Annotated in this window: 27 protein-coding genes; 16 read left to right on the top strand and 11 right to left on the bottom strand. The window is 67.8% G+C overall.

From position 1 onward, the window contains the following. Window positions 1-96: 96 nt before the first annotated feature. The 4 genes from hypB to LX13_RS06560 form a co-directional block, all read right to left on the bottom strand. Window positions 97-849 (bottom strand): hydrogenase nickel incorporation protein HypB, encoded by a 753-nt coding sequence (gene hypB / locus LX13_RS06575; protein ID WP_253660456.1) that lies wholly within the window; start codon window positions 847-849, stop codon window positions 97-99. Between the two features lie 13 nt (window positions 850-862). Continuing rightward, the gene (locus tag LX13_RS06570) at window positions 863-2,314 is read right to left on the bottom strand and encodes an amidase (protein ID WP_253660455.1); all 1,452 of its coding nucleotides are present in this window, start codon (window positions 2,312-2,314) and stop codon (window positions 863-865) included. A gap of 133 nt (window positions 2,315-2,447) precedes the next feature. After that, window positions 2,448-3,122, bottom strand: a complete 675-nt coding sequence (locus tag LX13_RS06565; RefSeq protein ID WP_188486371.1) for a Crp/Fnr family transcriptional regulator — start codon at window positions 3,120-3,122, stop codon at window positions 2,448-2,450. Window positions 3,123-3,296: 174 nt separating this feature from the next. Then, window positions 3,297-3,557 (bottom strand): hypothetical protein, encoded by a 261-nt coding sequence (locus tag LX13_RS06560; protein ID WP_253660454.1) that lies wholly within the window; start codon window positions 3,555-3,557, stop codon window positions 3,297-3,299. 259 nt (window positions 3,558-3,816) lie between these two features. On the opposite strand from LX13_RS06560, the gene nth reads away from it, so the two are divergent. The 4 genes from nth to LX13_RS06540 are packed head-to-tail and all read left to right on the top strand — an operon-like array spanning window position 3,817 to window position 7,158. Beyond that, window positions 3,817-4,503, top strand: a complete 687-nt coding sequence (gene nth, locus LX13_RS06555; protein ID WP_253660591.1) for an endonuclease III — start codon at window positions 3,817-3,819, stop codon at window positions 4,501-4,503. After that, the gene (locus tag LX13_RS06550) at window positions 4,503-5,195 is read left to right on the top strand and encodes a TlpA disulfide reductase family protein (RefSeq protein WP_253660453.1); all 693 of its coding nucleotides are present in this window, start codon (window positions 4,503-4,505) and stop codon (window positions 5,193-5,195) included. The genes nth and LX13_RS06550 overlap by 1 nt, the downstream gene beginning before the upstream one ends. After that, window positions 5,192-5,962 carry an NUDIX hydrolase gene (locus LX13_RS06545; protein ID WP_253660452.1) on the top strand — a complete coding sequence of 257 codons (771 nt, stop codon included), beginning with the start codon at window positions 5,192-5,194 and terminating at the stop codon, window positions 5,960-5,962. The genes LX13_RS06550 and LX13_RS06545 overlap by 4 nt, the downstream gene beginning before the upstream one ends. Beyond that, window positions 5,959-7,158 (top strand): MarP family serine protease, encoded by a 1,200-nt coding sequence (locus LX13_RS06540; RefSeq protein ID WP_253660451.1) that lies wholly within the window; start codon window positions 5,959-5,961, stop codon window positions 7,156-7,158. The genes LX13_RS06545 and LX13_RS06540 overlap by 4 nt, the downstream gene beginning before the upstream one ends. A 19-nt stretch (window positions 7,159-7,177) precedes the next feature. Here the strand turns inward: LX13_RS06540 and LX13_RS06535 are convergent, their stop codons facing one another. Continuing rightward, a complete protein-coding gene (locus tag LX13_RS06535) occupies window positions 7,178-7,654 on the bottom strand; it encodes a MarR family winged helix-turn-helix transcriptional regulator (protein ID WP_253660450.1) in 477 nt (158 codons plus the stop codon). Between the two features lie 90 nt (window positions 7,655-7,744). Here LX13_RS06535 and LX13_RS06530 point away from each other — a divergent pair, with 90 nt between their 5' ends. Then, window positions 7,745-8,638, top strand: a complete 894-nt coding sequence (locus tag LX13_RS06530) for an alpha/beta hydrolase fold domain-containing protein (protein ID WP_253660449.1) — start codon at window positions 7,745-7,747, stop codon at window positions 8,636-8,638. Window positions 8,639-8,693: 55 nt separating this feature from the next. Next, a complete protein-coding gene (locus LX13_RS06525; RefSeq protein WP_253660448.1) occupies window positions 8,694-9,197 on the top strand; it encodes a cupin domain-containing protein in 504 nt (167 codons plus the stop codon). Between the two features lie 9 nt (window positions 9,198-9,206). On the opposite strand, the gene LX13_RS06520 is transcribed toward LX13_RS06525, so the two are convergent. From LX13_RS06520 to LX13_RS06510, 3 genes are read right to left on the bottom strand one after another with little or no spacing between them, the layout of a single operon-like run. Continuing rightward, window positions 9,207-10,139, bottom strand: a complete 933-nt coding sequence (locus LX13_RS06520; protein ID WP_253660447.1) for an alpha/beta fold hydrolase — start codon at window positions 10,137-10,139, stop codon at window positions 9,207-9,209. 12 nt (window positions 10,140-10,151) lie between these two features. Beyond that, window positions 10,152-10,652, bottom strand: coding sequence for a phage holin family protein (locus LX13_RS06515; RefSeq protein ID WP_253660446.1), 501 nt, complete (start codon window positions 10,650-10,652; stop codon window positions 10,152-10,154). 21 nt (window positions 10,653-10,673) lie between these two features. Continuing rightward, on the bottom strand, window positions 10,674-11,213 hold the full coding sequence (locus LX13_RS06510; protein WP_253660445.1) for a helix-turn-helix domain-containing protein: 540 nt from the start codon (window positions 11,211-11,213) through the stop codon (window positions 10,674-10,676). 99 nt (window positions 11,214-11,312) lie between these two features. Here LX13_RS06510 and LX13_RS06505 point away from each other — a divergent pair, with 99 nt between their 5' ends. Both LX13_RS06505 and LX13_RS06500 read left to right on the top strand, forming a co-directional pair. Further along, window positions 11,313-12,542, top strand: a complete 1,230-nt coding sequence (locus LX13_RS06505) for a benzoate/H(+) symporter BenE family transporter (RefSeq protein ID WP_253660444.1) — start codon at window positions 11,313-11,315, stop codon at window positions 12,540-12,542. A gap of 44 nt (window positions 12,543-12,586) precedes the next feature. Then, complete coding sequence (locus tag LX13_RS06500) at window positions 12,587-13,090, top strand: SRPBCC family protein (protein WP_253660443.1); 504 nt, start codon at window positions 12,587-12,589, stop codon at window positions 13,088-13,090. Window positions 13,091-13,116: 26 nt separating this feature from the next. On the opposite strand, the gene nhaA is transcribed toward LX13_RS06500, so the two are convergent. After that, on the bottom strand, window positions 13,117-14,304 hold the full coding sequence (nhaA, locus tag LX13_RS06495; RefSeq protein WP_253660590.1) for a Na+/H+ antiporter NhaA: 1,188 nt from the start codon (window positions 14,302-14,304) through the stop codon (window positions 13,117-13,119). Between the two features lie 154 nt (window positions 14,305-14,458). On the opposite strand from nhaA, the gene LX13_RS06490 reads away from it, so the two are divergent. Both LX13_RS06490 and LX13_RS06485 read left to right on the top strand, forming a co-directional pair. Further along, entirely contained in the window at window positions 14,459-15,967 is a 1,509-nt protein-coding gene (locus LX13_RS06490; protein ID WP_253660442.1) for a SulP family inorganic anion transporter, read from the top strand. Next, complete coding sequence (locus tag LX13_RS06485; RefSeq protein ID WP_253660441.1) at window positions 15,954-16,370, top strand: MerR family transcriptional regulator; 417 nt, start codon at window positions 15,954-15,956, stop codon at window positions 16,368-16,370. Before LX13_RS06490 ends, LX13_RS06485 begins: the two co-directional genes overlap by 14 nt. 2 nt (window positions 16,371-16,372) lie before the next feature. On the opposite strand, the gene LX13_RS06480 is transcribed toward LX13_RS06485, so the two are convergent. Then, complete coding sequence (locus tag LX13_RS06480; RefSeq protein ID WP_253660440.1) at window positions 16,373-17,266, bottom strand: MmyB family transcriptional regulator; 894 nt, start codon at window positions 17,264-17,266, stop codon at window positions 16,373-16,375. A 100-nt stretch (window positions 17,267-17,366) separates the two neighbouring features. Here LX13_RS06480 and LX13_RS06475 point away from each other — a divergent pair, with 100 nt between their 5' ends. Both LX13_RS06475 and LX13_RS06470 read left to right on the top strand, forming a co-directional pair. Then, entirely contained in the window at window positions 17,367-18,134 is a 768-nt protein-coding gene (locus LX13_RS06475; protein ID WP_253660439.1) for a glucose 1-dehydrogenase, read from the top strand. Between the two features lie 38 nt (window positions 18,135-18,172). Further along, window positions 18,173-18,652 carry a cyclophilin-like fold protein gene (locus LX13_RS06470; protein WP_253660438.1) on the top strand — a complete coding sequence of 160 codons (480 nt, stop codon included), beginning with the start codon at window positions 18,173-18,175 and terminating at the stop codon, window positions 18,650-18,652. Between the two features lie 28 nt (window positions 18,653-18,680). On the opposite strand, the gene acs is transcribed toward LX13_RS06470, so the two are convergent. Further along, window positions 18,681-20,654 (bottom strand): acetate--CoA ligase, encoded by a 1,974-nt coding sequence (gene acs / locus LX13_RS06465; protein ID WP_253660437.1) that lies wholly within the window; start codon window positions 20,652-20,654, stop codon window positions 18,681-18,683. A gap of 436 nt (window positions 20,655-21,090) precedes the next feature. On the opposite strand from acs, the gene LX13_RS06460 reads away from it, so the two are divergent. The 4 genes from LX13_RS06460 to LX13_RS06445 all read left to right on the top strand — a co-directional run bounded on the left by LX13_RS06460 (window position 21,091) and on the right by LX13_RS06445 (window position 26,334). After that, complete coding sequence (locus LX13_RS06460) at window positions 21,091-22,689, top strand: peptide ABC transporter substrate-binding protein (RefSeq protein WP_253660436.1); 1,599 nt, start codon at window positions 21,091-21,093, stop codon at window positions 22,687-22,689. Window positions 22,690-22,773: 84 nt separating this feature from the next. Continuing rightward, window positions 22,774-23,700 carry an ABC transporter permease gene (locus tag LX13_RS06455; RefSeq protein ID WP_253660435.1) on the top strand — a complete coding sequence of 309 codons (927 nt, stop codon included), beginning with the start codon at window positions 22,774-22,776 and terminating at the stop codon, window positions 23,698-23,700. Beyond that, entirely contained in the window at window positions 23,693-24,658 is a 966-nt protein-coding gene (locus tag LX13_RS06450; RefSeq protein ID WP_253660434.1) for an ABC transporter permease, read from the top strand. The genes LX13_RS06455 and LX13_RS06450 overlap by 8 nt, the downstream gene beginning before the upstream one ends. Then, entirely contained in the window at window positions 24,655-26,334 is a 1,680-nt protein-coding gene (locus LX13_RS06445; protein WP_253660433.1) for a dipeptide ABC transporter ATP-binding protein, read from the top strand. The genes LX13_RS06450 and LX13_RS06445 overlap by 4 nt, the downstream gene beginning before the upstream one ends. The last annotated feature ends 35 nt before the right edge of the window (window positions 26,335-26,369 follow it).

Genomic DNA, 26,369 nt, shown 5'->3' with positions numbered 1-26,369 from the left:
TACATCTGGTCAGTGTCGCAGGACGATGTCGGACATGTCGAACACATCGGACACAACCGCGGTGGTTGGGGACAATCACGCAGTTGTCCACCGATGTCAGGCGGACGGGAACCGATCGCGCAGCCACTCGTACCACTCGGCCATCCCCTCGCCGGTCTTCGCGCTGACGGGGATGATCCGGGCCGTCGGGTTCGCGGTGCGCACCGCGACGATGTAGTCGTCGAGATCGATGTCGAGGTAAGGGATCAGGTCGATCTTGTTGATGAGCACGACCTCGACGCTGCGGAACATCACCGGATACTTCATGGGCTTGTCCTCGCCCTCGGTGACCGACCAGACCATGGCCTTGGCGTGCTCACCGACATCGAACTCGGCCGGGCACACCAGGTTTCCCACGTTCTCGATGATCACCAGATCGAGCGCGTCGAGATCGAGGCCCTGCAGGGCGCGATTGACCATCGGTGCGTCGAGGTGGCATTCACCGCCGAAACCGTCCTCGGTGTTGAGCAACGACACCTGCGCGCCCCGCCCGGCGAGTTTCGCGGCGTCGAGGTCGGTGGCGATGTCGCCCTCGATGATCCCGAACCGGATCTCCTCGGCCAGCTCCTCCAGCGTCGCGACGAGGACGGTGGTCTTGCCCGATCCCGGCGAACTCATGAGGTTGATCGCACGCACACCGGCGGCGTCGAACGCGGTGCGGTTGAAGTCGGCGCGCTGATCGTTCTCACCGAAGATCGCGTCGAGCACGTCGACGCGTTCGGTGTCGGTGTCGTAGCCCGACATGTCGCCGTGGTCGGTGTGGGCATGGCTGTGTTCGACACCGTCGTCGTGCCGGTGGAATCTGCCCATGTCTGCGCCTTCCTCAGGTGGTCGTAGCGACCGATCCGGTGGCGACGTCCTGCGGCGCAACCCATCCGCCGAACTGCTTCTCGAGTTCCAGTGCCACCGCGATGGTGACGTTGTCGTTGCCCGGCCGCGCGGCCACCTGGACTCCGACCGGCAGACCGCGCCTGCTGAAGCCCAACGGGACCTCGGTGACGGCCAGGCCCAACATGTTGAAGATGGCCGCGCCGCCGAACAACCAGGGGCGTGCCAGGGTTCCGTGATGCAGCGGGGCCGGCTGCGGCAGGGGCGGGTGCAGCATGACGCCGTCCCCGATCGCGCCGTCCACCTCCTCGGCGAGGTCGGCCGCGAACTTGTCCAGCAGGGTCCGTGCCGGACCGGGCAGCAACTCGGGCAGGCGGTCACCGATCATCGCGAGCTGCAACTGAAGACTGTTGGCGCGCAGCACGGCCGGGGTCAGGTGGCGCGAACCGGGCTCGCCGAACGAGTCGAACAACGACATCACCGAGGTCCCGGCGTGCTTGCGCAACTCCATCAGGTAGCTGGCGATGACCCGACGCATGGCGGGCATCGGCTGCCACACGACGTCGGCCCCGCGGTCGGCCAGTGCGGCTCCGGCGGCGTCCCGCGCATCGCGGACGGACCGGTCCATCGGGCGCAGATAGCTCGACTTGGTGGGGATGACGACTCGCAGGCCCTCGAGGTCGACGGACTCGATCGTGCCGATACGGGTGCCGTCGTCGTCGGCGAGGATGCGCAGCAGTGGCATCAGGTCGGATGCGCGCCGTGCCATCGGACCGAGGGTCTCGAGCAGGTCGACCTCCTCCTCGCCGGACAGCGACGGGATGGACTCGTTGGCCGGGACGAGGCCGGGGGAGGGCTTGTGGCCGAACACGCCGCAGTAGAAGGACGGGATGCGGATCGAACCGCCGGTGTCGCCACCGACGCCGAACGGGATGCCTCCGCCTCCGATGGCCGAGCCCTCGCCACCCGACGATCCGCCCGAGACGCGGTGCCGATCATAGGGATTGGAGGTACGGCCGTAGACGCTGTTGGTGCTCTCGATACCGAGGCACAGTTCCGCGGTGTTGGTGACGCCGACGACGATTGCTCCCGCGCGCCGGAGTCGTTGCACGGCGATCGCATCTGCGTCGGCGATGATGCCCGCGCGGCTGGACAGTCCCGCCGTGTGCGGCATGCCGGTGACCGGGATGGATTCCTTGATGGTGCACGGCACACCCTGCAGCGGGCGGTCGGTGGCGGTGCCGGGGGAGCCGGCGTCGGAGGCATCGGCCTCGGCGAGGGCGTCGTCGAATCGGTCGCGGGCGATGGCCCCGAAGGCCTCGCGCTCGCGCAGGATCCCGATGTGGAACTCGACCACCCGTCGCGACGTGGTCGCCCCGGTTCGGATCGCGTCGGCCAGTTCGAACGCCGACGCCGCGGCGATCCAGGCGTCATCGACCGGTGTCACGGCGCGGGGGTCACGTCTGGAACGAGGGTGTGTCACACCATGACCTTACTGAGGGTTCCCGCGACATGAAACGACTCCCGCGACAGTGATCACTGTCGCGGGAGTCGATGGGTGTCGCGGGATAGCCGAGGGATCAGCGCGCGCGGCGGGCCAGACGCTCTGAATCGGCGATGAGGACGCTCTTGCCCTCGAGACGCAGCCATCCACGCTGGGCGAAGTCGGCGAGCGCCTTGTTGACCGTCTCGCGCGATGCGCCGACGAGCTGGGCGATCTCCTCCTGCGTGAGGTCGTGGGTGACGCGCAGTGCACCGGCCTCCTGGGTGCCGAAGCGCTGGGCGAGCTGGAGCAGCTGCTTGGCGACACGACCCGGGACGTCGGTGAAGATGAGGTCGGCGAGGTTGTTGTTGGTGCGGCGCAGGCGACGGGCCAGCACGCGCAGCAACTGCTCGGCGATCTCGGGGCGGTCGGCGATCCACGCCTTGAGGGCGTCGCGGTCCATCGACACCGCGCGGACCTCGGTGACCGTGGTCGCCGAGGAGGTGCGCGGGCCGGGATCGAAGATCGACAGCTCGCCGAACATGTCCGACGGACCCATGATCGTGAGCAGGTTCTCGCGGCCGTCGACCGAGCGTCGGCCGACCTTCACCTTGCCCGCGAGGATGATGTAGAGACGATCGCCGGGCTCGCCCTCGTTGAAGATGACGTGGCCGCGCGGGAAATCAACAGGCTGGAGCTGCTTGGTCAGCGCCGCGACGGCACTGGGCTCCACTCCCTGAAAGATGCCGGCCCTGGCCAGTACTTCCTCCACGTACGCCCCTTTCTGAGGGTGCTGCCGCGGGCTGCCCCGCGCATAGTTTGTGATGTCCGAATGTTGGATTCGTCACTCGTTGTGATCGAGTCTACGGCCATAGCCCCAGCGGAGTTCGACGAACGTCCAACAGCGCCTCACCTGCCCGGTTACGGGGTCATCGAACCGCGGTGATCAACTCGCGCGGCTCGACTCGGTCGGGGAGTCGAACGACTCGGGTTCGACCGAGTCGCGGCGGCTGCGGAATTCGTCGAGTGCGGCGGGGAAGCCGTCCTTGGCGAGGGTGTCCATCTGCTCCGGAGCTGCGCTTTCGAGGAACTCCTCGACCTGGTCGCGGTTGACGCTCACGTCGTCGATCTGCGATTCCATCTTCTCCATGGCCAACGCGAACAACATGAGCACCGCCGGGAACAGCAGTACAGCGAGTCCGTGCATGAAGGTCAGTAAACACAATCCAGGTCTCGGAAGGGCAACGAAACCCGAGGTGGAACCCAAGCGTTACCTTCCGGCCGCGCCCCGCCGGGTCGTGACCGGATGCTGAAGATCGCCTTCAGGTCTGCTCAGTACCCTGACTCACGTGACCACCGATCCTTCACGAGAACCGCAGGCTGCGGCAGCGCCGCGTTCTCGACGGAAGACTGCCGCGCAACGCGGTACCGAGACGCGCACCGGTCTCGTCCGCCGCGCTCGGCGGATGGACCGGGAGCTGCAGATCGCGTTCCCGCATGTGTACTGCGAACTCGACTTCACGACGCCGCTCGAACTGTCGGTCGCGACGATCCTCTCGGCGCAGTGCACCGACGTGCGCGTCAACATGGTGACCCCGGCCCTGTTCCGGCGGTATCCCGACGCCACGGCCTACGCGAGCGCGCAGCGTGAGGAACTCGAGGAGATGGTGCGCACCACCGGGTTCTACCGGAACAAGGCCAACTCGATCATCGGTCTCGGACAGGCACTGCTGGAACGTTTCGACGGTGAGGTCCCGGGTCGTCTCGAGGATCTCGTCACCCTGCCCGGATTCGGTCGCAAGACGGCGAACGTCGTGCTGGGCAACGCGTTCGGCGTCCCCGGCATCACCGTCGACACGCATTTCGGACGACTGGTGCGTCGCTGGAACTGGACCGCCGAGACCGACCCGGTCAAGGTCGAGCACGCGGTCGGAGAGCTGATCGAGCGCAAGAACTGGACCGACCTCTCGCACCGGGTGATCTTCCACGGGCGCCGCGTCTGCCACGCCAAGAAGCCGGCCTGCGGGGTGTGCGTGCTCGCGGCGGACTGCCCGTCCTATGGGGAGGGCCCCACCGACAAGACCGCCGCCGCGAAGCTGGTGAAGGGTCCCGAGACCGACCATCTGCTCGCGTTGGCCGGGGTGACGGCGTGATGAGCCGTCTCTCACGCGTGCCCGCGTCGGCACGCTGGACCATCGCTGCGTTGATCGTGGTGGTGGCGTTGATCGCGGCCATCTGGCCGCGCGGTTCCGGCTCGTCCGACGACGGTCTCGGGGCAGGCAGCCCGGCGGCGTCGGCGGGGCCGATCCCCGGGGCGACCGCATCGGTCAGCGCCGACGACCTCTCCGCCGCCCGCGACCGGGCGGCCCTTGCGCCGTGCCCCACCGGCACCGCCCCCGCTCCGGCCGCGTCCGTCCTGAAGGGGGTCACGGCACCGTGTCTCGGCGGTCCCGGGACGGTCGACCTGGGCAGCGCCACCGCCGGGAAACCCCTGCTGATCAACTTCTGGGCACCGTGGTGCCTGCCGTGCCGCAAGGAACTGCCGTCCATCGCCGACTTCGCGCGCGTCGCCGGCGATCGCGTCCAGGTGCTGGCGGTCCAGGCCAAGGAGGGGTCGGAGAACCCGGTGCTCGCCCTCGGTCTGCTCAGCGAGATCGACGTGCACCTGCCCTCGGTCGTCGACACCCAGTCGAGGATCGCCGCCGCTCTCGGCGCTCCGCGCGCCTACCCGGTGTCGATCCTGGTGCGTGCCGACGGGACCGTGGCGAAGGTGCTGCCCACCGTCTTCCCCGACACCCAGGCGGTCACCGACTCGGTGAACCAGTACCTCGGCACGAGCCTGTGACCGACCGGACGGACGACGACGGTGCCCGCACCGTCGCCGGACCGCTGACGTCCGACGAGTCCATCCCGTCATGGCTGCGATCGCTCACCGACAACGTCGACGGGGTCACCGACAGCGTCAACAACCGCGGCGGCGACCGCACCCGACTGCTCGCACTCACCCGCAAGCGCAGCGCCCGACCGGCGTCGGTCCTCGTGCTGTTCGGCGGATCGTTCGACGCCGCCGCGGACGGGACACCGCCCGTCGACGCCGACGTGCTGCTCACCCAGCGGGCGAACACGCTGCGCAACCATCCCGGCCAGGTCGCGTTCCCCGGAGGAGCCGTCGACCCCGGTGACGACTACCCCGTGGGCACCGCGCTGCGCGAGGCGCAGGAGGAGACCGGACTCGACCCGGACAGCGTCGTGCCCGTGGCGCAGTTGCGGTCGTTCCCGGTGCCGCCGTCGGGATTCGACGTGGTGCCCGTGATCGCCCACTGGCCCACGCCGAGCCCGGTCCGCGCGGTCGACCAGGGCGAGACCGCCCGGGTCGCGCGAGTGCCACTGCGCGACTTACTCTCTCCGGACAATCGTTTTCAGGTACAGCGCTCGGTGATGGGAGGGCGGGTCTATCGGGGCCCGGCCTTCTGGGTGGAGGACATGCTCGTGTGGGGCTTCACCGGCGGACTGCTGGCCGCGATCTTCGAGACCGCGGGCTGGGATGTCCCGTGGGACACCGACGACGTCCGTGACCTCGGCGACATGCTGGACCGGGCGGGTCAGCGATGAGCGGGTCGGCGTGGGTCGACATCGCCGTCGTCGTGGTCGCCCTGCTGGCCGCCGCCTCCGGATACCGACAGGGCGCGCTCGCGTCGGCGCTGGCGTTCCTCGGTGTCGTCCTCGGCGCGGTCGCCGGGATCATGTTGGCGCCACACATCATCGACCACATCGGTGACCGCCGGTGGCGACTCGTCGTCGGGGTTGGACTGCTGGTGCTGTTGGTGGTCATCGGCGAGGTGTCCGGGATGGTGCTCGGTCGGGCCGCGCGCAGCGGCATCCGATCGGCGGCGTTCCGGCGTGCCGACAGCGGTGTCGGGTCGCTGCTACAGGCGGTCGCCGTGCTGGTCGCGGCGTGGCTGCTGGCCATCCCGGTCAGCAGTGCCGCCGAACCGTCCATCGCCAACGCCGTACGCGGTTCGAAGGTGCTCAGCGGGGTCGATCAGGTTGCGCCGCAGTGGTTGCGTGAGCTGCCCAGCGACTTCAGCTCCCTCCTCGACGACTCGGGTCTGCCCGAGGTCATCGGTCCGTTCGGCCGGACCCCGATCACCAACGTCAACCCGCCCGACACCACCCTGCTCAACCTGCCGGTGATCAGCCAGGTGCGTCCCAGCGTGGTCAAGATCGAGGGCATCGCCCCGAGTTGCAACCAGGCGCTGGAGGGCAGCGGCTTCGTCGTGTCCCCCGAGCGGGTGATGACCAACGCACACGTGGTCGCGGGCACCCGCACCCTGAAGGTGCAGTCCAACGACGGACCGCTGGACGCGAAGGTGGTTCTCTTCGACTCCCGCAACGACATCGCCGTGCTCGACGTACCCGGACTCACCGCACCGGCACTGGACTTCGTCGACCAGCCCGCGGACACCGGCGACGACGCCATCGCGCTGGGTTATCCGGAAGCGGGCCCGTTCACCGCGAGCCCGGAGCGCATCCGCGAGGTGGTCAACCTGTCCGGCCCCGACATCTACCGCGACGGACAGGTCCGTCGTGAGGTCTACACCGTCCGCGGATCCATCCGGCAGGGCAATTCCGGTGGACCGCTGATCAATTCGGACGGTCAGGTGCTCGGCGTGATCTTCGGCGCCGCCGAGGACACCTCGAGTCAGACCGGGTTCGTGCTCACCGCCAAGCAGGTCCAGGACAACCTGCAGGCGTCCGAGGGCCGTAACGCCGCCGTCGACACGATGTCCTGCGTGCACTCGTCCTAGATCCGATGACGGGCCGGCGCTACTCGCCGGCGTCGCCGGAACCCGACGCGTCGAGAGCGCGACGGATCTTGGCGGCACCGGCGAGATAATCCTGCTTGGCCTGTGGGTCGAGTTCGCGGTTGACGATCGCCTCGAGACCCGCCCAGACGGCGCGGATGCCCTCCTGTGCGCTGCGCCCGGCCGGGGTGAGGAACACGAGGCTGACCCGTCGGTCGGTCGATGACGTGCGACGGGCCACCAGCCCGGCGCGCTCCAGTCGCGCCGTCATCTTCGCCACCGTCACGTGACTGATCCCCATCGTCTCCGCAAGGGCCTTCTGGGACCGCCCGTCGTCCCCGTCGAGTTCGGTCAGCAGGATCTCCTGCGCGGGGAACAGTCCGAGGTCGGCCAGCCCGGTCGCGGCGAGTGCTCGCTGCACGCGGGCCATCGCATAGATCGAATAGCTGACGGGAAACCGGCTCTCGAGCGTGTTGGCGACGGGAGCGCGACGGTCCATGTCGGACATTCTGCCTTCCCCGTTGCGTTCGCGGCGTCCACGCCTACTATTACGTAGTCGGCTACTCAATTGACGAAGGGTCCAACGACCATGACCGATGGCCAGAAGCGAGCGGTTGCGGAGATGCTGCGCAGCGGGCCCCTCGACCTCGGAGGCGAGGTCCACGAACAACGCCGCGTGCTGGTCGAGATGCTCACCGCGTTCCCGTTGCCCGACGATGTGGTCGCGACCCCGGATCGGCTCGGCGGCGTCGATGTCGTGTCGGTCGAGATCGCGGGGGTCAGCACGGACGACGTGGTGCTGTACCTGCACGGCGGGGCGTACTCGCTCGGAACGGCCGCGTCGTCGGTCGGCCTCGTCGGAGACCTCATACGCCGATCTCGTGCCCGCGCCGTCACCGTCGACTACCGACTGGCGCCGGAATCGCCGTTCCCGGCGGCGATCGAGGACGCCGTCGCTGCGTACACGGCACTACTGGAGGTGACCGAGCCCGGTCACGTGGCCGTGGTGGGCGAGTCGGCGGGCGGAGGACTCGCCCTGGCCACGCTCCTCGCTCTGCGCGATCGTGACCTGCCGATGCCGTCGGCCGCCGCGGTCTTCTCCCCATGGGCGGATCTGACGCTGTCCGGTACGACGATCGACTCCCGAGCCGGGATCGACCCAGCTCTGACGGTCGACGGATTGCGTACGCGCGCCATCGATTACGTCGGGATGTCGGACCCGTCCGACCCGCTGCTGAGTCCGGTGTACGCCGATCTCACCGGGCTCCCCCCTCTGCTCGTACAGGCGGGATCGAACGAGATCCTGCTCGACGACGCGATTCGCGTGGCCGCCGCCGCAGCGAGGGCCGACGTAGAGATCAGCCTGCAGATCACCCCGGGCGTGCCCCACGTCTTCCAGGCGTTCGCCGCGATCCTCGACGAGGGGGCCGCGGCCCTCGACGCCGCGGGGCAGTTCCTGCGTGCGCACTTCGCGCAACCCTGACCTCCGACCGTTCATCACGCGAGCCATCAGCACGACCCACGAAATGGAGCCCGGCATGCCGATTCCCGACGACGACCCGACGCGCGAACTGACCGTCTCCGGCCGGGACGATCCCGTCGTGGCGCACATCTTCCTCGCCGGGGACACCTACTCGGTGCTGGTGACCGGTGAGCAGACCGCCGGTCGGTACTGCCTGATCGACATGGAGATCCCGCCCGGTGGTGGTCCGCCGCCACATCGGCACGACTTCGAGGAGATGTTCACCATCCTCAGCGGCGAGATCGCGTTCACCTTCCGTGGCGTCACGACGACCGTGGCCGCGGGGAACACCGTCAACATCCCGGCCAACGCGCCCCACAATTTCGTCAACCGGTCCGACGTGTCGGCACGCATGCTGTGTCTGTGTTCCCCGGCGGGGCAGGAGGAGTTCTTCGACCGGGTGGGTGATCGCATCCCGACCCGGACGAGTCCTCCGCCGGAGTTGACGGCCGAACAGATCGCCGAGCGCCGGACGCTGGCGGCCGAACTCGCTCCGGTCTACGCCACCGAGATGCTCTGACCCGCAGGCTCAGACGAGCTGCAGGTGCTCGAGGAGCAGTTCGGTGACCTGGTCGGGGTTCTCCTCGTGCGCGTAGTGCCCGCTGCCGTCGACCTCGGCGTAGGTCATCCGCGACGCCCAGTACCGACTGGCCGACACGGTCTCGGACAGCATGTAGTCGTCGAGGTGACCACGGGCGGCGAGAACCGGTATGTGCAGACGCTGGTTCATCAGCGCGAGGAACTTGACGCCGTCACGTCGCAGCTGTGACCGGAACGCCCACCGACGGTATTCCAGACTGCAGAACGCGACGCCGGGGATCTGGATCGCGGCGCGATTGCGTCGGATGACCTCGGCGTACTCGTCGGTGTGCTGCCAGGCCGACGCGGTGCGGCGGGCGAACATGTCCGCGATGAACGCGCCGTCGGAACGGGTCAGGGTCTTCTCCGCGGTCCGCGGCAGCTGGTTGCCGAGGAACCCGCTCAGGAACGCCGAGCGCTGGGCACCGTCGCGGACCACCGCGTACCGCAGGGCTCGCGGGTGGGGTGATCCGATGACGGCGACGGAACGTACCGCGCGCGGGTGCAGGGTGGCGGTCGCCCAGGCGACCAGACCGCCGTCGGCATGCCCGACCAACGCGGCGTCGGAATGGCCGAGGGAACGGATCAGGGCGTTGGTGTCGCCGGCGAGGGTCCAACCGTCGTACCCGCGCGGTGGCTTGTCGGAGTCGCCGTAGCCACGCAGATCGAGGGCGACGGCGCGGTACCCCTGCGCGGTCAGCGACTCGAGCTGGTGCCGCCAACTCCACCAGAACTCGCCGAACCCGTGCAGCAGCAACACCAGGGGTCGGTCGATGCGACCGTCACCGCATTCGACGGCGTGGAACCGGATCCCGTTGGCCCGGACATCGAGATGGGTCCAGGGTCCCTCGATCCGTACCGATGACGGGTCAGGCGCCGGCACAGCGGAGGCGGATCAACCGCGTGGCGCCGAACCCAGGCCGCCGGGGAGGTCGGCCGGGGCGCCCTTGCCGGATCCGGGGAGCACCGACGGGACGGCCTTGACCGAGTCGATGGTCTTCTTCGGGCCACGGATGCGCTTGACGATGACGAAGCCGACGATGCCCGCGACGATGGCGATGACCAGCAGGATCAGGAAGACGATCCCGAACGCGGCCCACCGCGGCAGCCATTCGTCGAGCAGTTCGGCGAGGAAGAAGAAGAAAAAGAAACTGGCGTACAGCGCGATCGCACCGGCGACGATGAACAGGGCCGCACTGATGCCGGCCTTCTTGGCCTCGCCGACGATCTCGGTCTTCGCGAGCTCGAGCTCCGACCGGAACAGGGTCGACATGTGGGTCGTCGCGTCCTTGACGAGTCCGCCGACGGACTGCTCGGCGGGCGCGTGGGGGTCACTCAGCGGGATGGCAGAAACGTTTCGGCCCACATCTCCGCGGGCACGGTCGTCCAGGCTCACAGCTGCTCCTCCATTGTCGGTCTACGCGCTCATCGTGCCATGCCGGGGCGTGACTATGACGACGACCGCCTCGGCGGCACCCTCGGTCGCGCTGTATCGATGCGGCCGGTCGCTCTCCCAGCTCGTCGACTCGCCCGCACCGACGGTCCGCAGGGCGTCGACCGGGCCGACCAGAAGACGACCGGCGACCACGGTCAGATGTTCGGTGACACCGGCGACGTGGGCGGGGGAGGTGTGGTCGGCCCCGGCCTCGTACTGCAATCGGAACACCTCGACGGTCGAGTCCGGCAGCTCGCGCACGTCGAGCGTCGTCGACACCATCCCGCCGCTGCTGGTGCGGACCTGCAGGGTTCCGATCAGCGCGGACATCGCCACTCCGAGCGGGGCGCACAGCGCGTAGAGCGTCTCGATGGTCGGGTTGCGCTGCCCGGTCTCGATCTCCGACAGCGACCCCTTGCCGACGGATGATCTGCGGGCGAGCTCGGACAGGCTCAGGCCGCGCTCGGCCCGCAGCGCACGGACGCGTCGCCCGATCTCGACCGACGCCGAACCCGCTGCCATGGCCCGAGCCTACGTGCTACGTTCCGTATCCAGAACGTTCTGTTTGCGGAACGACCATCGGGCCGCGGTGGACGAAACCGCCCGAGTAGAAGGTGTGCCGTGCCCGACAACCCGCCCGATGACGTCGACACCGTCGACCGGGTCGGTCTGTCCGTACCGATCGGCGCGGGGGTCGTCTCGGCCGTCGTCGGCTTCACCAGTTCCTTCACCGTGGTGCTCGCCGGTCTGCGCGCGGTGGGTGCATCACCGGCGCAGGCCGCGTCCGGGCTGCTCGCGGTCTGCCTGCTGCAGGCCGTCGGGATGATCGTGCTGTCGCTACGACACCGGATCCCGGTGGTCCTGGCGTGGTCCACGCCAGGCGCCGCGCTGCTGGCGACGACGGGGGTGGTGGCCGGTGGCTGGCCCGCCGCGGTCGGTGCCTTCGTCGTCGTCGGAGTGCTGATCGTGATCACCGGCCTGTGGTCGGGACTGTCGGACCTCATCGGGCGGATCCCGATGCCGGTCGCCCAGGCGATGCTGGCCGGGGTCCTGCTCCCGCTGTGTCTGGCACCGGTGACCGCGCTGGCCCACGACCCGGCCGTGATCGCGCCGATCCTGCTCAGCTGGTTGGTGCTGCTGCGGTGGGCCCCGCGGTGGGCGGTGCCGGGCGCGTTCGGTGTCGCCGCGGTGGTCATCGTGGTCGAGGTGATCCGGGCGGGCTCGCACGTCGACGCCGCGTCGCTGGTGCCGCAACCGGTCTGGACCATGCCGCACTGGACGTTCCAGGCCGTGACCGGCCTGGCCATCCCGCTCTACATCGTGACGATGGCCGCGCAGAACGTCCCAGGGGTCGCGATCATGACCTCGTTCGGATACCGGGTGCCGTGGCGGGCGTCGATGTCGGTGACCGGTCTCGGGACGGTGCTCGGCGCCGGGTTCGGTGGGCACGTGATGAACCTGGCGGCGATCAGCGCCGCGCTGGCCGCAGGTCCCCAGGCCGACCCCGATCGGGGGCGCCGATGGGTCGCCGCGGTCGCGGGCGGTGTCAGCTACCTCGTGCTCGGGGCCGCCTCGGCCGCGATGGCCACGCTCGTCGTCCTCGCGCCCGCCGGGGTGGTGCAGGCCGTGGCCGGGGTGGCGCTGCTGGCCACGCTGGGGTCGGCGATCGCGGCCGCGGTGGGCTCCGACGGCGGGTCGACGCAGCACCGGACGGCGGCCGTCGCGACCTTCGTGGTGGCCGCGTCGGGCACGGCGTTCGTCGGGATCGGCTCCGCGTTCTGGGCGTTGGTCGTCGGGATCGTCGTCTACGTGGTCCTGCGACCCCGCGTTGTCGCGACCTCTGAGCACTAGGCTCGGCACCGACCCGACCGTCTGATCACCGAGGAGCGTGCGCGATGGCCACCCACACCCTGGAACCGTTCGAACTGGACTTCTTCGACTCCGCCCCGATCGCCTACCGGTTCAGCGTCGACCTGCCCATCTCCCCGGCGGGCGCGTGGGCCGAGTTCAGCAGGCAGAACACCCTCGACTGGTGCCGGCTGATCAAGAAGATCACCTTCACCTCCGATGCCCCCTACGGTGTCGGGACCACCCGCTCTGCTGTCCTGGCCCCCGGCGGCCTGCACCTGTCGGAGTACTTCTTCGACTGGACCGAGGATCCGGGAGCGGGCCGCTACCGCAACGCTTTTCGCGTCGTGGAGTCCAACGTCCCGAGCCTGCGACGGTTCGGGGAGATGACCGAGATCGTCCCCGCCGAGCACGGCAGCCGGCTCACGTGGGCCTTCGCCATCGAGCTCGCGGGTCCGGCGGCCAGGCTGCCCGGGACCTCGGCGGCGGCCGCACCGCTGCTGTCGACGCTGCGCACCGACACCGTCAAGCACTTCGCCGACCTCTCCTGAGGCGACCGGCCTGGTGGTGATGTCGCCTAGTCGTCGAGCAGTCGGCTGTGCACGCGGCCGCGTCGGATCAGCGCGGCCGCGCCGAGCAGTGATGCGACCAGCGAGCTGAGCAGGACTGCGGCCTTGGCGAGTTCGGCCTGTGCGGGCGACAGGGCGAGGTCGGCGATGAGCAGGCTGACGGTGAAGCCGATGCCGCCCAGGATGGCCACGGCCAGAAGGTCTCTGGTGAAGAAGCCGTCCGGTCGGCTGGCCAGGCCGAGTCGGATGAGCACCCAACTGGCGCCGAAGATCCCGATGGTCTTGCCGACGATGAGACCGACCATGATCCCGATCGCGATGCGGTCGCCGAAGAGGTCGCCGACGATGGACGCGTTCAGCGGGACGCCGGCGGCGAACAACGCGAACAGCGGGACGCAGATCGCCGCCGATATCGGTTGGAGCCGATGCTCGAGTCGCGCACCGGGAGCGCATTCCTCGCCGGGGTCGGGACGTACGCGCGTGAGCAGGCCCAGGGCGACGCCCGCGATCGTGGCGTGGATGCCTGCGTTGTAAACGGCGACCCAGGTGATGACGGCCAGTGGTACGTAGACCAGGGGGCTGGTGATCCTGCGGCGCTGGCAGAACCAGTAGGCCACCATCGCCGCGGCGCCGATCGCGAGCGCCACCAGATCGAGGCTGTCGGTGAACACCGCGGCGATGATGGCGATGGCGATGAGGTCGTCGACGACGGCGAGCGCGAGCAGGAACACCCGCGCCCCCGACGGGACCCGGGAACCCACCAGCGCCAGGACTCCCAACGCGAAGGCGATGTCGGTGGCTGCCGGGATGGCCCAGGCCTTCTCGATTCCCGTTGTGCCCCAGCCGATCGCGAGACAGATGAGGATCGGGATGACGACGCCGCCGACCGCAGCAACCACCGGGAGGATGGCCTGTTTGAACGCGGACAGCTCGCCGAGCACGATCTCGCGTTTGAGTTCGAGGCCGGCGACGAAGAAGAACACCGCGAGCAGCCCCTCCTGCGCCCAGTGTCCGACGGTGAGGTCGAGGCCCAGGACGTCGGTGCCCACGTGTGCGTCGCGCAGTGAGAGGTAGGCGTCGGACCAGGGGGAGTTCGCCCAGAGCAAGGCGACGGCGGCCGCGGCGAGCAGGACCATCCCGCCGAACGTCTCGGTCCGTAGGTAGCGGACGAACTCGGTGGGCGACGGCGGGGAGATCTTCGGGGCGTTTATGAGCAGATCCTTCGGGGTCGTGGGTCGACAAAACTGTTGCCGACCAGACTTCCCGGCGCACCGTGGACAACCTTAACGGGTTCTTGACGCCGAGGCGACGTGGTCAACTCTCCCCTCCGGGGAGGGTAGGGTTCCTGCAATGACATCGTCCGCGAAGCCGGTCACCCCGGCGCAGGAACAGTCGGTCCGCCTGGCACTGCGCTCGCCCGCCCGACTCCGGACAGAGGTGCTCGCCGGACTCGTCGTCGCGCTCGCGCTGATCCCGGAGGCGATCTCGTTCTCGATCATCGCCGGCGTCGATCCGAAGATCGGCCTGTTCGCGTCGTTCACCATGGCGGTGACCATCGCGATCGTCGGTGGACGCCCGGCGATGATCTCCGCGGCGACCGGCGCGGTCGCCCTCGTCGTCGCGCCGTTGGTCAAGGACCACGGTCTCGACTACTTGATCGCGGCGGTGATCCTGGCCGGGATCCTGCAGATCGTGTTGTCTCTGCTCGGTGTGGCCAAGCTGATGCGCTTCATCCCGCGCAGCGTGATGGTCGGATTCGTCAACGCTCTCGCGATCCTGATCTTCATCTCGCAGCTCACCCACCTCATCGGCGTCCCGTGGCTGGTGTACCCGCTGGTCGCCGTCGGTATCGCGATCATGGTGTTCCTCCCCCGGGTGAGTTCGGTCGTCCCGGCGCCGTTGGTCGCCATCGTGCTGCTCACCGGCGCGACGATCGTGTTCGGCTGGAACAACGTTCCCAACGTGGGTGACGAGGGGAAGCTGCCGTCGAACCTGCCGTCCTTCCTCATCCCGGATGTGCCGTACACCTGGCACACGCTGTCGATCATCGCGCCGTACGCACTGACCATGGCGATCGTCGGGCTGCTCGAATCGCTGATGACGGCCAAGTTCGTCGACGACATCACCGACACCCATTCCGACAAGACCCGTGAGAGCACCGGACAGGGCATCGCGAACATCGTGACCGGCTTCTTCGGCGGTCTGGGCGGGTGCGCGATGATCGGTCAGACGATGATCAACGTGAAGGTGTCCGGTGCGCGTACCCGGATCTCGACGTTCCTCGCCGGGGTGTTCCTGTTGATCCTGGTGGTCGGGCTCGGCGACATCGTGGCGCTGATCCCGATGGCGGCGCTGGTCGCGGTGATGGTCATGGTCTCCGTCGGCACGTTCGACTGGCACAGCATCACGCCGTCGACGTTGAATCGGATGCCCAAGAGCGAGACGCTGGTGATGCTCGCGACCGTCGCGGTGACGGTTCCCACCGGGAACCTCGCCTACGGGGTCGGTGCCGGAACGCTGACCGCCATGGTGCTTTTCGCACGTCGTGTCGCTCACATGACCGAAGTCGTCGACATCGCGCATCCCGATGAGGACACCCGTGTCTACGCCGTGCGGGGCGAGCTGTTCTTCGCCTCCAGCAACGATCTGATCTACCAGTTCGACTATGTCGGCGATCCCGAGAACGTGGTGATCGACCTCAGTGACGCCCACGTGTGGGATGCCTCCACCGTCGCCACCCTCGATGCGATCACCGGTAAATATGCGGCAAAGGGCAAGACGGTCAGCATCATCGGTCTCGATGACCACAGCGCCGAGCGCCACGACCTCTTGAGCGGACAACTCGGTGCCGGACACTGACAACACCGGGGCGCATCTGCAGATCGGCGAGGTGGCCGAGCGAACCGCGCTGTCGATCAAGACGATCCGGCACTACGACGAGGTGGGGCTCGTCGTGCCGTCGGCGCGATCGGCCGGCGGCTTCCGGCTCTACACCGCCGATGACATCGACCGACTCCTCGCGATCCGCCGGATGAAGCCGCTGGGCTTCACGCTCGACGAGATGCGGTCGCTGCTCGAATCACTCGCGGCGCTCGACGATCCGGACGCCACGGCCACCGAGAAAGCCGCGGCGACCGACTATCTCGCCGGATGTCACACCCGGGCGACGCAGGCGTGCGAGAAGTTGAGCACCCAGCTCGATTACGCGCGCGAGCTGACCGCCCAGCTGTCCGAGTTCGCCCCTGACCGGGACGGACGCTGAGATCAGTCGCGGTGCGCGGCCCGCTGTTCGGTCTCGCCGGCGAATTCGGTTGCCGCCCACGAGGACAAGAGACGTAGCGCCTGCTCCGACGACGATCCCGGGGCAGCCGCATAGATGGTCAGGGTGAGTCCGGGTTCGGCGGCCATCTCGAGGCCCTCGTAGGCCAGGGTCATCTCGCCGACCACCCGGTGGTGGAAGCTCTTGGAGCCGGTGCCGTGGTGGCGGACATCGTGCCTGCCCCACTGCCGACGGAAATCGTCACTGCGGGTGGACAGTTCACCGATGAGGTCGTGTAGTTCCTTGTTGTGCGGGTCGCGGGCTGCCTCGGTGCGGAGGATCGACACCGTGACCTCGGCGAACAGGTCCCAGTCCGGGTAGAAGATGGCGGCCCGCTCGTCGAGGAAGGTGTAGCGCGCGATGTTCGGCAGCTGCCCCGGCATGTCGAACACCTCGTCGTAGAAGGCTCGCGCGAGCGGGTTGACCGCGAGGACGTCCATGCGTCCGTTGCGGACGAACGCCGGTCCGGCGGTGATCGCGTCCAGCGTCCACTGCAGGCTCTCGTGCGCCTTCCACGACGTCGTGGTGCGTCGCCGGGGCGGGCGGGCGACCGGACTGGCCGCGTGGGCGAGGTCGAACAGGTGGGCGCGTTCGGCGTCGTCGAGGAGCAGCGCACGCGCCAGTGCGTCGAGGATCTCCGGGGATGCGCCGCTGATCGAGCCCCGTTCCAGGCGTGTGTAGTACTCCACGCTGACCCCGGCCAGCACGGCCACCTCACTGCGACGCAGTCCGGCGACCCGACGGTTCGTCCCGGCGGGGAGCCCGACCACCTCGGGCGAGAGCTTGGCTCGGCGCGAGGTCAGGAAATCCCGTACCTCCGCCTTGTTGTCGACGCCCACACTGCGACGGTAGTCGGGGATCCGCGGTGGTGGGGGTCCCTGTGCGTGCCTCCATCGAGGAGGACTCCCGCACGCGCGCATCCGGTGCTGTGGTGGGGACATGACAGATCATCAGTTCTCAGACCGCGTCGTGTTCATCACCGGCGCCGGTACCGGTATCGGTCGGGCGACGGCCGTCGCGTTCGCCGAACAGGGGGCATCGGTGGTGTGCACCGGCGTCGACGACGGGTCGACGGAGGAGACGGCCGACCTTGTTCGTGGTGCGGGCGGACGGGCCCTGTCGGTGTACTGCGACGTGACCGACGCCGAATCGATCGCGAGCGCACTCAGGGCGACCGTCGACGAGTTCGGTCGCCTCGACATCGCGTTCAACAACGCCGGTGTCGAGCAGCCGGTGACCGCCCTGGCCGACATCACCGCCGCCGACTTCGACCGTGTCATCGACGTGGACCTCCGCGGCACGTTCCTGTCCATGAAGCACGAGATCCCTCTGATGCTCGCGAACGGTCGCGGCGCGATCGTCAACACCGCCTCGGGCGCCGGGGTGATCGGGATCCGTGGTCAGAGCGCCTATGCCGCAGCCAAACACGGGATGCTGGGGATGACGAAGTCCGCCGCACTCGACTACGCCGATCGGGGGGTGCGGATCAACGCGATCTGCCCGGGCATCATCGACACCCCCATGATGGACCGGTTCTCCGGCGGCACCCCGGAGGGACGGGCGCGGGTCATCGCCCAGGAGCCCATCGGCCGTATGGGCAGGCCCGAGGAGATCGCCTCCGCGGTGCTCTGGCTGTGTTCGCCGCTCGCTGCCTTCACCATCGGGCACGCGATGGTGGTCGACGGCGGCCAGACCGTGGGGCTGTAGGCCTGCGGGCCAACGGATCTGCCGCCGTTCTTGCCGCTGTGTTCGCGGTCGGCGCGTGCGCGTCCGGATCTGGATCCGACGTCGCGCAACCCGACCCGACGAGCCCGAGCACGTCGACGCCCGCCGCCGGCACACCTCGAACATGCACGAACGCAGACGCATCCACCACCCCGATCCGCATCCGCTTCGGAGCGACAGCGCTGACGGGGTCGCTCAATGCGAGCCCCGCGGCGCGTGCGCTGCGTGACCGGCTGCCGATCACGGCGGACGCCACCGACTACGGCCGTGTCGAGAAGACCGCGGAGATCCCGGCGCTGCCGATGACCGGCATGCCCGCCGGTGCCGACCCCGGACCGGGAACGCTGGGCTACTACGCCCCCGACCGGGTGCTCGTCCTGTACTACGGCGACGTCGGGTACTTCCCCGGTATCGCCGATCTCGGGCGGTTCACCGACACCGACGGTGTCGTGGCCGCGGACACCGGCGCGGTCACCGTGACCGTCGAGCTCGACTGCTGAACCACGTCAGCAGCCGAGCTCCGTGCCACTACTTCTTCTTGCGGATGTTCTCGAAGACAGTCGGGTCGACGAGGGTCGAGGTGTCCCCGAGCTCGCGTCCCTCGGCCACGTCCTTGAGCAGTCGTCGCATGATCTTACCGCTGCGGGTCTTGGGCAGTTCCGGCACGACGTAGATCTCACGCGGCTTGGCGATCGGCGAGATGTCCTTTGACACCTGGTCTTTGAGCTCCTTGATCAGCGCGTCGCCGGTGTCGACGGTGCTGCCGCGCAGGATGACGAACGCGACGATGCCCTGCCCGGTGGTCTCGTCGGCGGCACCGATCACCGCGGCCTCGGCCACCCCGTGGTGGTTGACCAATGCCGACTCCACCTCGGAGGTGGAGATGCGGTGACCGGAGATGTTCATGACGTCGTCGATGCGGCCGAGGACCCACAGGGCGCCGTCGGAGTCGTAGCGCGCGCCGTCACCGGCGAAGTACCAGCCCTGCGCCGCGAACCGCGACCAATAGGTCTCCTTGTAGCGGTCGTTGTCCCGCCAGATGCCGCGCAGCATCGCGGGCCACGGCTTGTCGATGACGAGGTATCCCTGCTCGCCCTGGGCGACCTCGTTGGCGTCGTCGTCGACGATCTTGGCGCTGATGCCGGGCAGCGGCTTCATGGCCGAACCGGGCTTGGTGGCCGTGACACCGGGCAACGGCGACACCATCATCCCGCCGGTCTCGGTCTGCCACCACGTGTCGACGATCGGTGCCGAGTTCGCGCCGAGGACCTCGCGGTACCAGCGCCACGCCTCGGGGTTGATCGGCTCACCGACACTGCCGAGCAGACGCAGTGACGACAGGTCGTGGGCGTCGGGGATCTCGCGACCCCACTTCATGAACGTGCGGATCAGCGTGGGTGCGATGTAATACGTTGTGACGCCGTACTTCTCGATGATCTCGAAGTGTCGGTGCTCATTGGGGGAGTTCGGGGTGCCCTCGTAGATGATCTCGGTGGCGCCGTTGGAGAGCGGCCCGTAGACGAGGTAGCTGTGGCCGGTGACCCAGCCGATGTCGGCGCCGCACCAGAACACGTCGGACTCGGGCCGGTGATCGAAGACGTTGTGGAACGTCGAGCTGACCTGGGTCAGGTAGCCGCCGGAGGTGTGCAGGATGCCCTTCGGCTTGCCCGTGGTCCCCGAGGTGTACAGCAGGAACAGCGGGTGCTCGGCATCGAACGACTCGTAGGCATGGGAGTCGGATTCGTTCGCCACCGTCTCGTGCCACCACACGTCGCGGCCCTCGACCCAGGTGAGGTCGGGGTCGTGGCCGGTGCGCCGGACGACGAGGACCTTCTCGACCGACTTCGCGGCGTCGTCACCGGTGCCGAGGGCCGAGTCGACGGCCTCCTTGAGCGGGGCGGGCTGACCGCGACGGAACTGTCCGTCGGTGGTCACGACGAGCTTCGCCTCGGCGTCGTCGACGCGCGAACGCAGTGCGCCCGCGGAGAACCCGGCGAACACTACCGAGTGCGGCAGGCCCAGACGTGCACACGCCAGGATCGTCACGATGGCCTCGGGGACCATCGGCATGTAGACCGCGACCCGGTCACCGGCCACGAGGCCGAGTGATGTGAAGTAGTTCGCGGCGCGGCTGACCTCGGTCAACAGGTCGGAGTAGGTGATGTCGCGGGTGTCGCCGGGCTCGCCCACCCAGTGGATGGCGACACGGTCGCCGTTGCCCGCGTCGACGTGGCGGTCGACGCAGTTGGCGGCCACGTTGAGCTTGCCGCCGACGAACCACTTCGCGAACGGCGCGTCGGTCCAGTCGAGGGTGTCGGTGAAGTCGGTGTCCCACTGCAGGCGACGGGCCTCTTTGGCCCAGTACGCGAGCCGGTCCTGCTCGGCCTCGTCGTAGAGATCGGCCTTGGCGACCGCGTTCTCCGCGAACTCCGGGGGCGGGGGGTAGGCCGATGGAATGTCGTCCTGCGAGCCCTGCGTGGACTGCCCTGTGGCACTCGACATGGTGGATCAATCACCCTTTCTGGGGCCGCTCGTCGCGGGTGAGGCCCGAGCGGCAGAGATTCAGTTCGGTACGGGTCGCGCACCGCTCATCATTGTCGGCGGCACGGCGCACGCCACGCGTGGATGTACCCACAGTGATCGGATGTCGCGGCCGTCCCATCGTGAGCGTAGTCACGTTGGATTCCCGTTGCAGCGACATGTCTGTCCGAAAGGTCGCAATTCCTACCAATCGTTACGTGTAGGAGTCAACGAATTTCCCACTCAGCGAGACGGGGCCGGGTGAGGTGGGTAATGTCCTCGAAGGTCCGAGCGCCGTTTAGCGACATTCACGAAATGTTGCCGAGGTGTTTCGGACCTCCGTTCGCGGGGTGGGTTTGAGGTCACACAACGTTCGACGCCGGTAATCCCGAGCGTCGAACGACGTCGATGAGAAGGAATGACAGCGGTGAGATTGAAGAGAATCGCGGCGATGGCCGGTGCACTGGTGATCAGTGCGGGCGTGCTCGCAGCATGTGGTGGATCGAGTTCGGACAGCAGCCTGATCCGGGTCAACGGATCCGAGCCCGAGACGGGTCTGATCACGACCACCACGAACGAGAACGGCGGCGGACGCATCGTCGACCGCCTGTTCACCGGCCTGTACTACTACGACGCCGACGGCAACCCGAAGCCGGCGATGGTCGACAAGCTCGACACGACCGACAACAAGAACTACACGATCACCATCAAAAAGGGCTGGAAGTTCACCGACGGCACCGAGGTGAAGGCGCACAACTTCGTCGACGCCTGGAACTTCGGCGCGTACACCCCGAACGCGCAGAAGCAGCAGAGTTTCTTCGCGCCGATCGCGGGATACGACGAGGTCTCGTCGGAGAACCCGACCGTGAAGACGATGTCCGGCCTCAAGGTCGTCGACGACTACACCTTCACCGTGGCGCTCAAGCAGCCCGCGATCGACTTCAAGCTGGGTCTGGGGTTCACCCCCTTCAAGCCGCTGCCCGATGTCGCGTTCAAGGACATCAAGGCCTTCGGTGAGAACCCGGTCGGCAACGGCCCGTACAAGCTGCAGACCTGGCAGCACAACGTCAAGGCCGACATCGTGCCGAACCCGGACTACCCGGGTGAGAACAAGGCGCAGAACAAGGGCATCTCGTTCGTGTTCTACACCAGCCTCGACACCGGCTACGCCGACCTGCAGTCGGGCAACCTCGACGTGCTGGACACGATTCCGACGAGCGCCCTGCGTACGTACAAGCAGGACCTGGGAGATCGTGCGATCGACAAGGCCACCGCACAGAACCAGACCATCACCATCCCCGAGCGCCTCGCGCACTTCGGTGGTCAGGAAGGTGTGCTGCGGCGTCAGGCGATCTCCATGGCGATCGACCGCAAGCAGATCACCACGAACATCTTCCAGGGATCACGTAACCCGTCGAAGGACTTCACCGCCTCCTCGCTGCCCGGCTTCGACGGCAACCTGCCGGGGGAGTCGAACCTCGAGTACAACCCCACCAAGGCCGTCGCGCTCTGGAACCAGGCCAACGCCATCTCGCCGTGGTCGGGAAAGTTCGTCATCAGCACCAATTACGACGGTGGACACAAGGAGTGGACCGATGCGGCAGCCAACAGCATCAAGAACACGCTGAAGATCGACGCCGAGGGTGCAGGTATCCCGACGTTCTCGCAGCTGCGGCAGCAGATCAACGACAAGACGATCCAGACCGCGTTCCGTGCCGGCTGGCAGGGTGACTACCCGTCGATGCTCGAGTTCCTCGAGCCGATCTTCGTGACCGGCGGCGGCTCGAACGACGCCGGTTACAGCAACCCCACGTTCGACGCCAAGGTCCGTGAGGCCGAGAGCCAGACCAGCGCCGAGGCGTCGTACAAGGTCGTCGGGGAGGCGCAGCAGATCCTGCTCAACGACCTGCCCGCAATTCCCATGTGGGACTACGTCAACAACGCCGGCGTCAACACCGGTGTGAAGGCGTCCATCACGTGGTCGGGTCTGCCGGATTACGAGAACATCACCAAGTAGTCCCTGTCCTTCGACCCCGTCCCCTCCGGCCCAGTGTCGGAGGGGCGCGGGGCCGATGGCTGCGCTGAGAGAAAGTGACCAATCATGGTCTGGTACACCATCCGTCGGATCCTGCAGCTGATCCCGGTGTTCTTCGGTGCGACGCTGCTCCTCTACTTCATGGTCTACAAGCTGCCCGGTGACCCCACCGCGGCGCTTGGCGGTGGACGTCCGCTCACCGAGGCGGTGCGTAATCAGATCCGCGAGCAGTACCACCTCAACGACAACTTCTTCACCCAGTACTGGCTGTACCTCAAGGGCATCTTCACCTTCGACTTCGGGACGTCGTTCTCGGGGCGTCCGGTGCTCGATGTGATGCAGCAGGCCTTCCCGGTGACGATCCGCCTCGCCGTCATGGCGCTGATCTTCGAGGCCGTGTTCGGCATCGTGTTCGGTGTCATCGCCGGTATGCGCAAGGGCGGCTGGTTCGACAGCAGTGTCCTGGTCATCAGCCTCATCGTGATCGCCATCCCGATCTTCGTGATCGGCTTCATCGCGCAGTTCGTGATCGGCGTCAAGTGGGGCCTCGCGCCGGTGACGGTGGGCGGCAACGACGGGATCTCGAATCTGGTGCTGCCTGCGATTGTGCTGGCGTCCGGGTCTTTTGCCTACGTGCTGCGGCTGACGCGTTCATCGGTCGCCGAGAACGCCACCGCCGACCACGTACGTACCGCGACCGCGAAGGGACTGGGGCGTCCGCGTGTCGTCACCGTCCACATCCTGCGCAACTCGCTGATCCCCGTCGTCACCTTCCTGGGCGCCGACCTCGGCGCTCTGATGGCCGGTGCCGTCGTCACCGAGGGGATCTTCAACATCAACGGGATCGGCCAGACCGTGTTCCGCAGTGTGCAGATCGGCGAGGCGCCGACGGTGGTATCCATCGTCACGGTGCTGGTCCTGATCTACCTCATCGCAAACCTGGCGGTCGATCTCCTCTACGCCGTCATCGATCCGAGGATCCGTTATGCCTGACCCCACCCCGGAAATGCCCATCGGCGCGCGCGCCGGCCAGGCTCGGTTCGTCGCCGGCCCGGACGCCACCGAGGTGCTCGCCGTCGACACGGTCGACGACTCGACCGCCTCGGCGGGCTTCTGGAAGGGCGCCTGGCGCAACCTGCGTCGCCGCCCGCTGTTCATCATCTCCGCGGTGATGATCCTGTTCGTCATCCTGGTGTGTCTGTTCCCCGGGCTGTTCGCGCACCAGGACCCCCGTCAGTGCATCGGCGCCGACAGCCTCCTCAAGCCCAGCGGTGCCCACTGGTTCGGTACCGACCTGCAGGGCTGTGACATTTACTCCCGCACCATGTACGGCGCACGTGCGTCGGTGGTCGTGGGCGTCTGCACCACGCTCATCGCGTTCGTCGTCGGTGGTCTGCTCGGCGTGTTCGCCGGGTTCTTCGGCGGGTGGCTCGATGTGATCATCTCGCGTCTGACCGACATCTTCTTCGCGCTGCCGCTGATCCTGGCCGCGATCGTGATCATGCAGATGTTCACCACCCGCAGCGTCTGGACCGTCGTCACGATCCTCGCGGTCTTCGGCTGGCCACAGATAGCCCGTATCGCCCGCGGTGCGACCATCTCGATCCGCAACAACGAGTTCATCACCGCCTCACAGGCATTGGGCTCGTCGCGGGTGCGCACGCTGTTCAACCACGTGATCCCCAACGCGCTCGGCCCGGTCATCGTCACGAGCACCATCTCCCTGGGTGTGTTCATCGTGACCGAGGCGACGCTGTCGTATCTCGGCATCGGACTGCCGGCCACCAGCGTGTCCTGGGGGATCGACATCTCGGCGGGGCAGAGCCTGCTCCGCTCGGGCAACCCGATCCTGCTCTATCCCGCTGTGGGGCTGGCCCTGACGGTGCTCAGCTTCATGATGATGGGCGACGCGTTGCGCGACGCCCTCGACCCCAAGGCGCGCACCCGATGAGCGAACAGAACACCGACGCCACACCACTGCTGAAGGTCACCGACCTCGCGGTCTCCTTCGGCGACACCGAAGCGGTCTCCGGCGTCAGCCTGACGATCTATCCCGGCCAGACCGTCGCGATCGTGGGCGAGTCCGGATCCGGCAAGACGACCACCGCCAACGCGGTGCTCAACCTACTGCCGGGCACCGGGCACGTCACCTCGGGCAGCATCAGCTTCGACGGCCAGGAGCTGACCACCGCGTCGAAGAAGGACATCGACGCCCTGCGGGGGTCTGAGATCGGCCTGGTGCCGCAGGACCCGATGTCGAACCTGAACCCGTTGTGGAAAATCGGCTTCCAGGTCCGTGAGGCACTCGAGGCCAACAACGTCGCCAAGGGGGCCGCGGCCAAGAAGCGCGCGGCGGAGCTGCTGACCGAGGCCGGTATGCGCGACGCCGAGTCGCGGATGAACCAGTACCCCCACGAGTTCTCCGGCGGTATGCGCCAGCGCGCGCTGATCGCCATCGGCCTCGCGTGCCGGCCGAAGCTGCTCGTCGCCGACGAGCCCACCTCCGCACTCGACGTCACGGTGCAGCGGCAGATCCTCGACCATCTCGAGGGTCTGACCAAGGAACTGGGCACGTCGGTCCTGCTGATCACCCACGATCTCGGTCTCGCCGCCGAGCGCGCGTCGCACCTCGTGGTCATGTACCGCGGCAAGGTCGTCGAGTCCGGTCCGGCGCGCGAGATCCTGCGCGACCCGCAGCACGAGTACACCAAGCGTCTCGTGGCCTCGGCCCCGTCGCTGGCGTCGAAGCGCTTGACGGCCAAGGCCGCTCGCGCGGAGATCGTGGAGCAGGCGGTCGACGTCGCTGACGAGATCAAGCCGGTCGCGGCCGACCCGACGGTCCTCGTGGTCGACAAGCTCACCAAGGTCTTCCCCATCCGCGGCAGCGCGCCGTGGAAATCGAAGACGCTGACCGCGGTCGACGACGTCTCGTTCTCCATCCGCCGCGGCACCACCACCGCGATCGTCGGCGAGTCCGGTTCGGGCAAATCCACCGTCGCACAGATGGTCCTGGCGTTGCTCCCTCCGACCAGCGGGTCGGTGACCTTCGACGGTGACGACGTCACGAGCTTCAAGGGCAAGCGCGCCCTGGCGTTCCGGCGACGGGTGCAGCCCATCTTCCAGAACCCGTATGGGTCGATCGATCCGCTGTTCTCGATCTACCGGGTCATCGAGGAGCCGCTGCGGATCCACGGCATCGGGTCGTCGAAGGAGCGCGAGGCCCGTGTCCGGGATCTGCTGGACAAGGTGGCGCTGCCGTCGTCGGTGATGAAGCGCTTTCCCAACGAGTTGTCCGGCGGCCAGCGACAGCGTGTGGCCATCGCGCGCGCGTTGGCGCTCGATCCCGAGCTGATCATCTGCGACGAGGCGGTCTCGGCGCTCGACGTGCTGGTCCAGGCGCAGATCCTCGGTCTGCTGAACGACCTGCAGGGCGAGCTGGGCCTGACGTACCTGTTCATCACCCATGACCTGGCCGTCGTCAAGCAGATCGCCGACAACGTGGTGGTCATGGAGCAGGGCAAGGTCGTCGAACAGTCCACGACCGACGCGGTGTTCGACAACCCGTCGCAGGACTACACGCGCAAGCTGCTCGACGCGATTCCCGGGGCGTCCATCGTCACGACGTAGTGCCGGCGGACCGGCCGCGGATGCGCCGACCACTA

Source organism: Williamsia maris (assembly GCF_024171815.1).
Classification (GTDB): domain Bacteria; phylum Actinomycetota; class Actinomycetes; order Mycobacteriales; family Mycobacteriaceae; genus Williamsia_A; species Williamsia_A maris.
This window is presented reverse-complemented; position numbering and strand designations above follow the sequence as displayed.

What these genes read in the sequence shown, in the direction of transcription:
- LX13_RS06560 (WP_253660454.1), bottom strand. Translation starts at nt 3,557, where the DNA reads ATGCACGGACTCGCTGTACTGCTGTTCCCGGCGGTGCTCATGTTGTTC.
- LX13_RS06540 (WP_253660451.1), top strand. Translation starts at nt 5,959, where the DNA reads ATGAGCGGGTCGGCGTGGGTCGACATCGCCGTCGTCGTGGTCGCCCTG.
- LX13_RS06450 (WP_253660434.1), top strand. Translation starts at nt 23,693, where the DNA reads ATGCCTGACCCCACCCCGGAAATGCCCATCGGCGCGCGCGCCGGCCAG.
- LX13_RS06525 (WP_253660448.1), top strand. Translation starts at nt 8,694, where the DNA reads ATGCCGATTCCCGACGACGACCCGACGCGCGAACTGACCGTCTCCGGC.
- acs (WP_253660437.1), bottom strand. Translation starts at nt 20,654, where the DNA reads ATGTCGAGTGCCACAGGGCAGTCCACGCAGGGCTCGCAGGACGACATT.
- LX13_RS06500 (WP_253660443.1), top strand. Translation starts at nt 12,587, where the DNA reads ATGGCCACCCACACCCTGGAACCGTTCGAACTGGACTTCTTCGACTCC.
- LX13_RS06490 (WP_253660442.1), top strand. Translation starts at nt 14,459, where the DNA reads ATGACATCGTCCGCGAAGCCGGTCACCCCGGCGCAGGAACAGTCGGTC.
- LX13_RS06445 (WP_253660433.1), top strand. Translation starts at nt 24,655, where the DNA reads ATGAGCGAACAGAACACCGACGCCACACCACTGCTGAAGGTCACCGAC.
- LX13_RS06535 (WP_253660450.1), bottom strand. Translation starts at nt 7,654, where the DNA reads ATGGACCGTCGCGCTCCCGTCGCCAACACGCTCGAGAGCCGGTTTCCC.
- LX13_RS06455 (WP_253660435.1), top strand. Translation starts at nt 22,774, where the DNA reads ATGGTCTGGTACACCATCCGTCGGATCCTGCAGCTGATCCCGGTGTTC.
- hypB (WP_253660456.1), bottom strand. Translation starts at nt 849, where the DNA reads ATGGGCAGATTCCACCGGCACGACGACGGTGTCGAACACAGCCATGCC.
- LX13_RS06530 (WP_253660449.1), top strand. Translation starts at nt 7,745, where the DNA reads ATGACCGATGGCCAGAAGCGAGCGGTTGCGGAGATGCTGCGCAGCGGG.
- LX13_RS06475 (WP_253660439.1), top strand. Translation starts at nt 17,367, where the DNA reads ATGACAGATCATCAGTTCTCAGACCGCGTCGTGTTCATCACCGGCGCC.
- LX13_RS06550 (WP_253660453.1), top strand. Translation starts at nt 4,503, where the DNA reads ATGAGCCGTCTCTCACGCGTGCCCGCGTCGGCACGCTGGACCATCGCT.
- LX13_RS06510 (WP_253660445.1), bottom strand. Translation starts at nt 11,213, where the DNA reads ATGGCAGCGGGTTCGGCGTCGGTCGAGATCGGGCGACGCGTCCGTGCG.
- LX13_RS06460 (WP_253660436.1), top strand. Translation starts at nt 21,091, where the DNA reads ATGACAGCGGTGAGATTGAAGAGAATCGCGGCGATGGCCGGTGCACTG.
- nth (WP_253660591.1), top strand. Translation starts at nt 3,817, where the DNA reads ATGGACCGGGAGCTGCAGATCGCGTTCCCGCATGTGTACTGCGAACTC.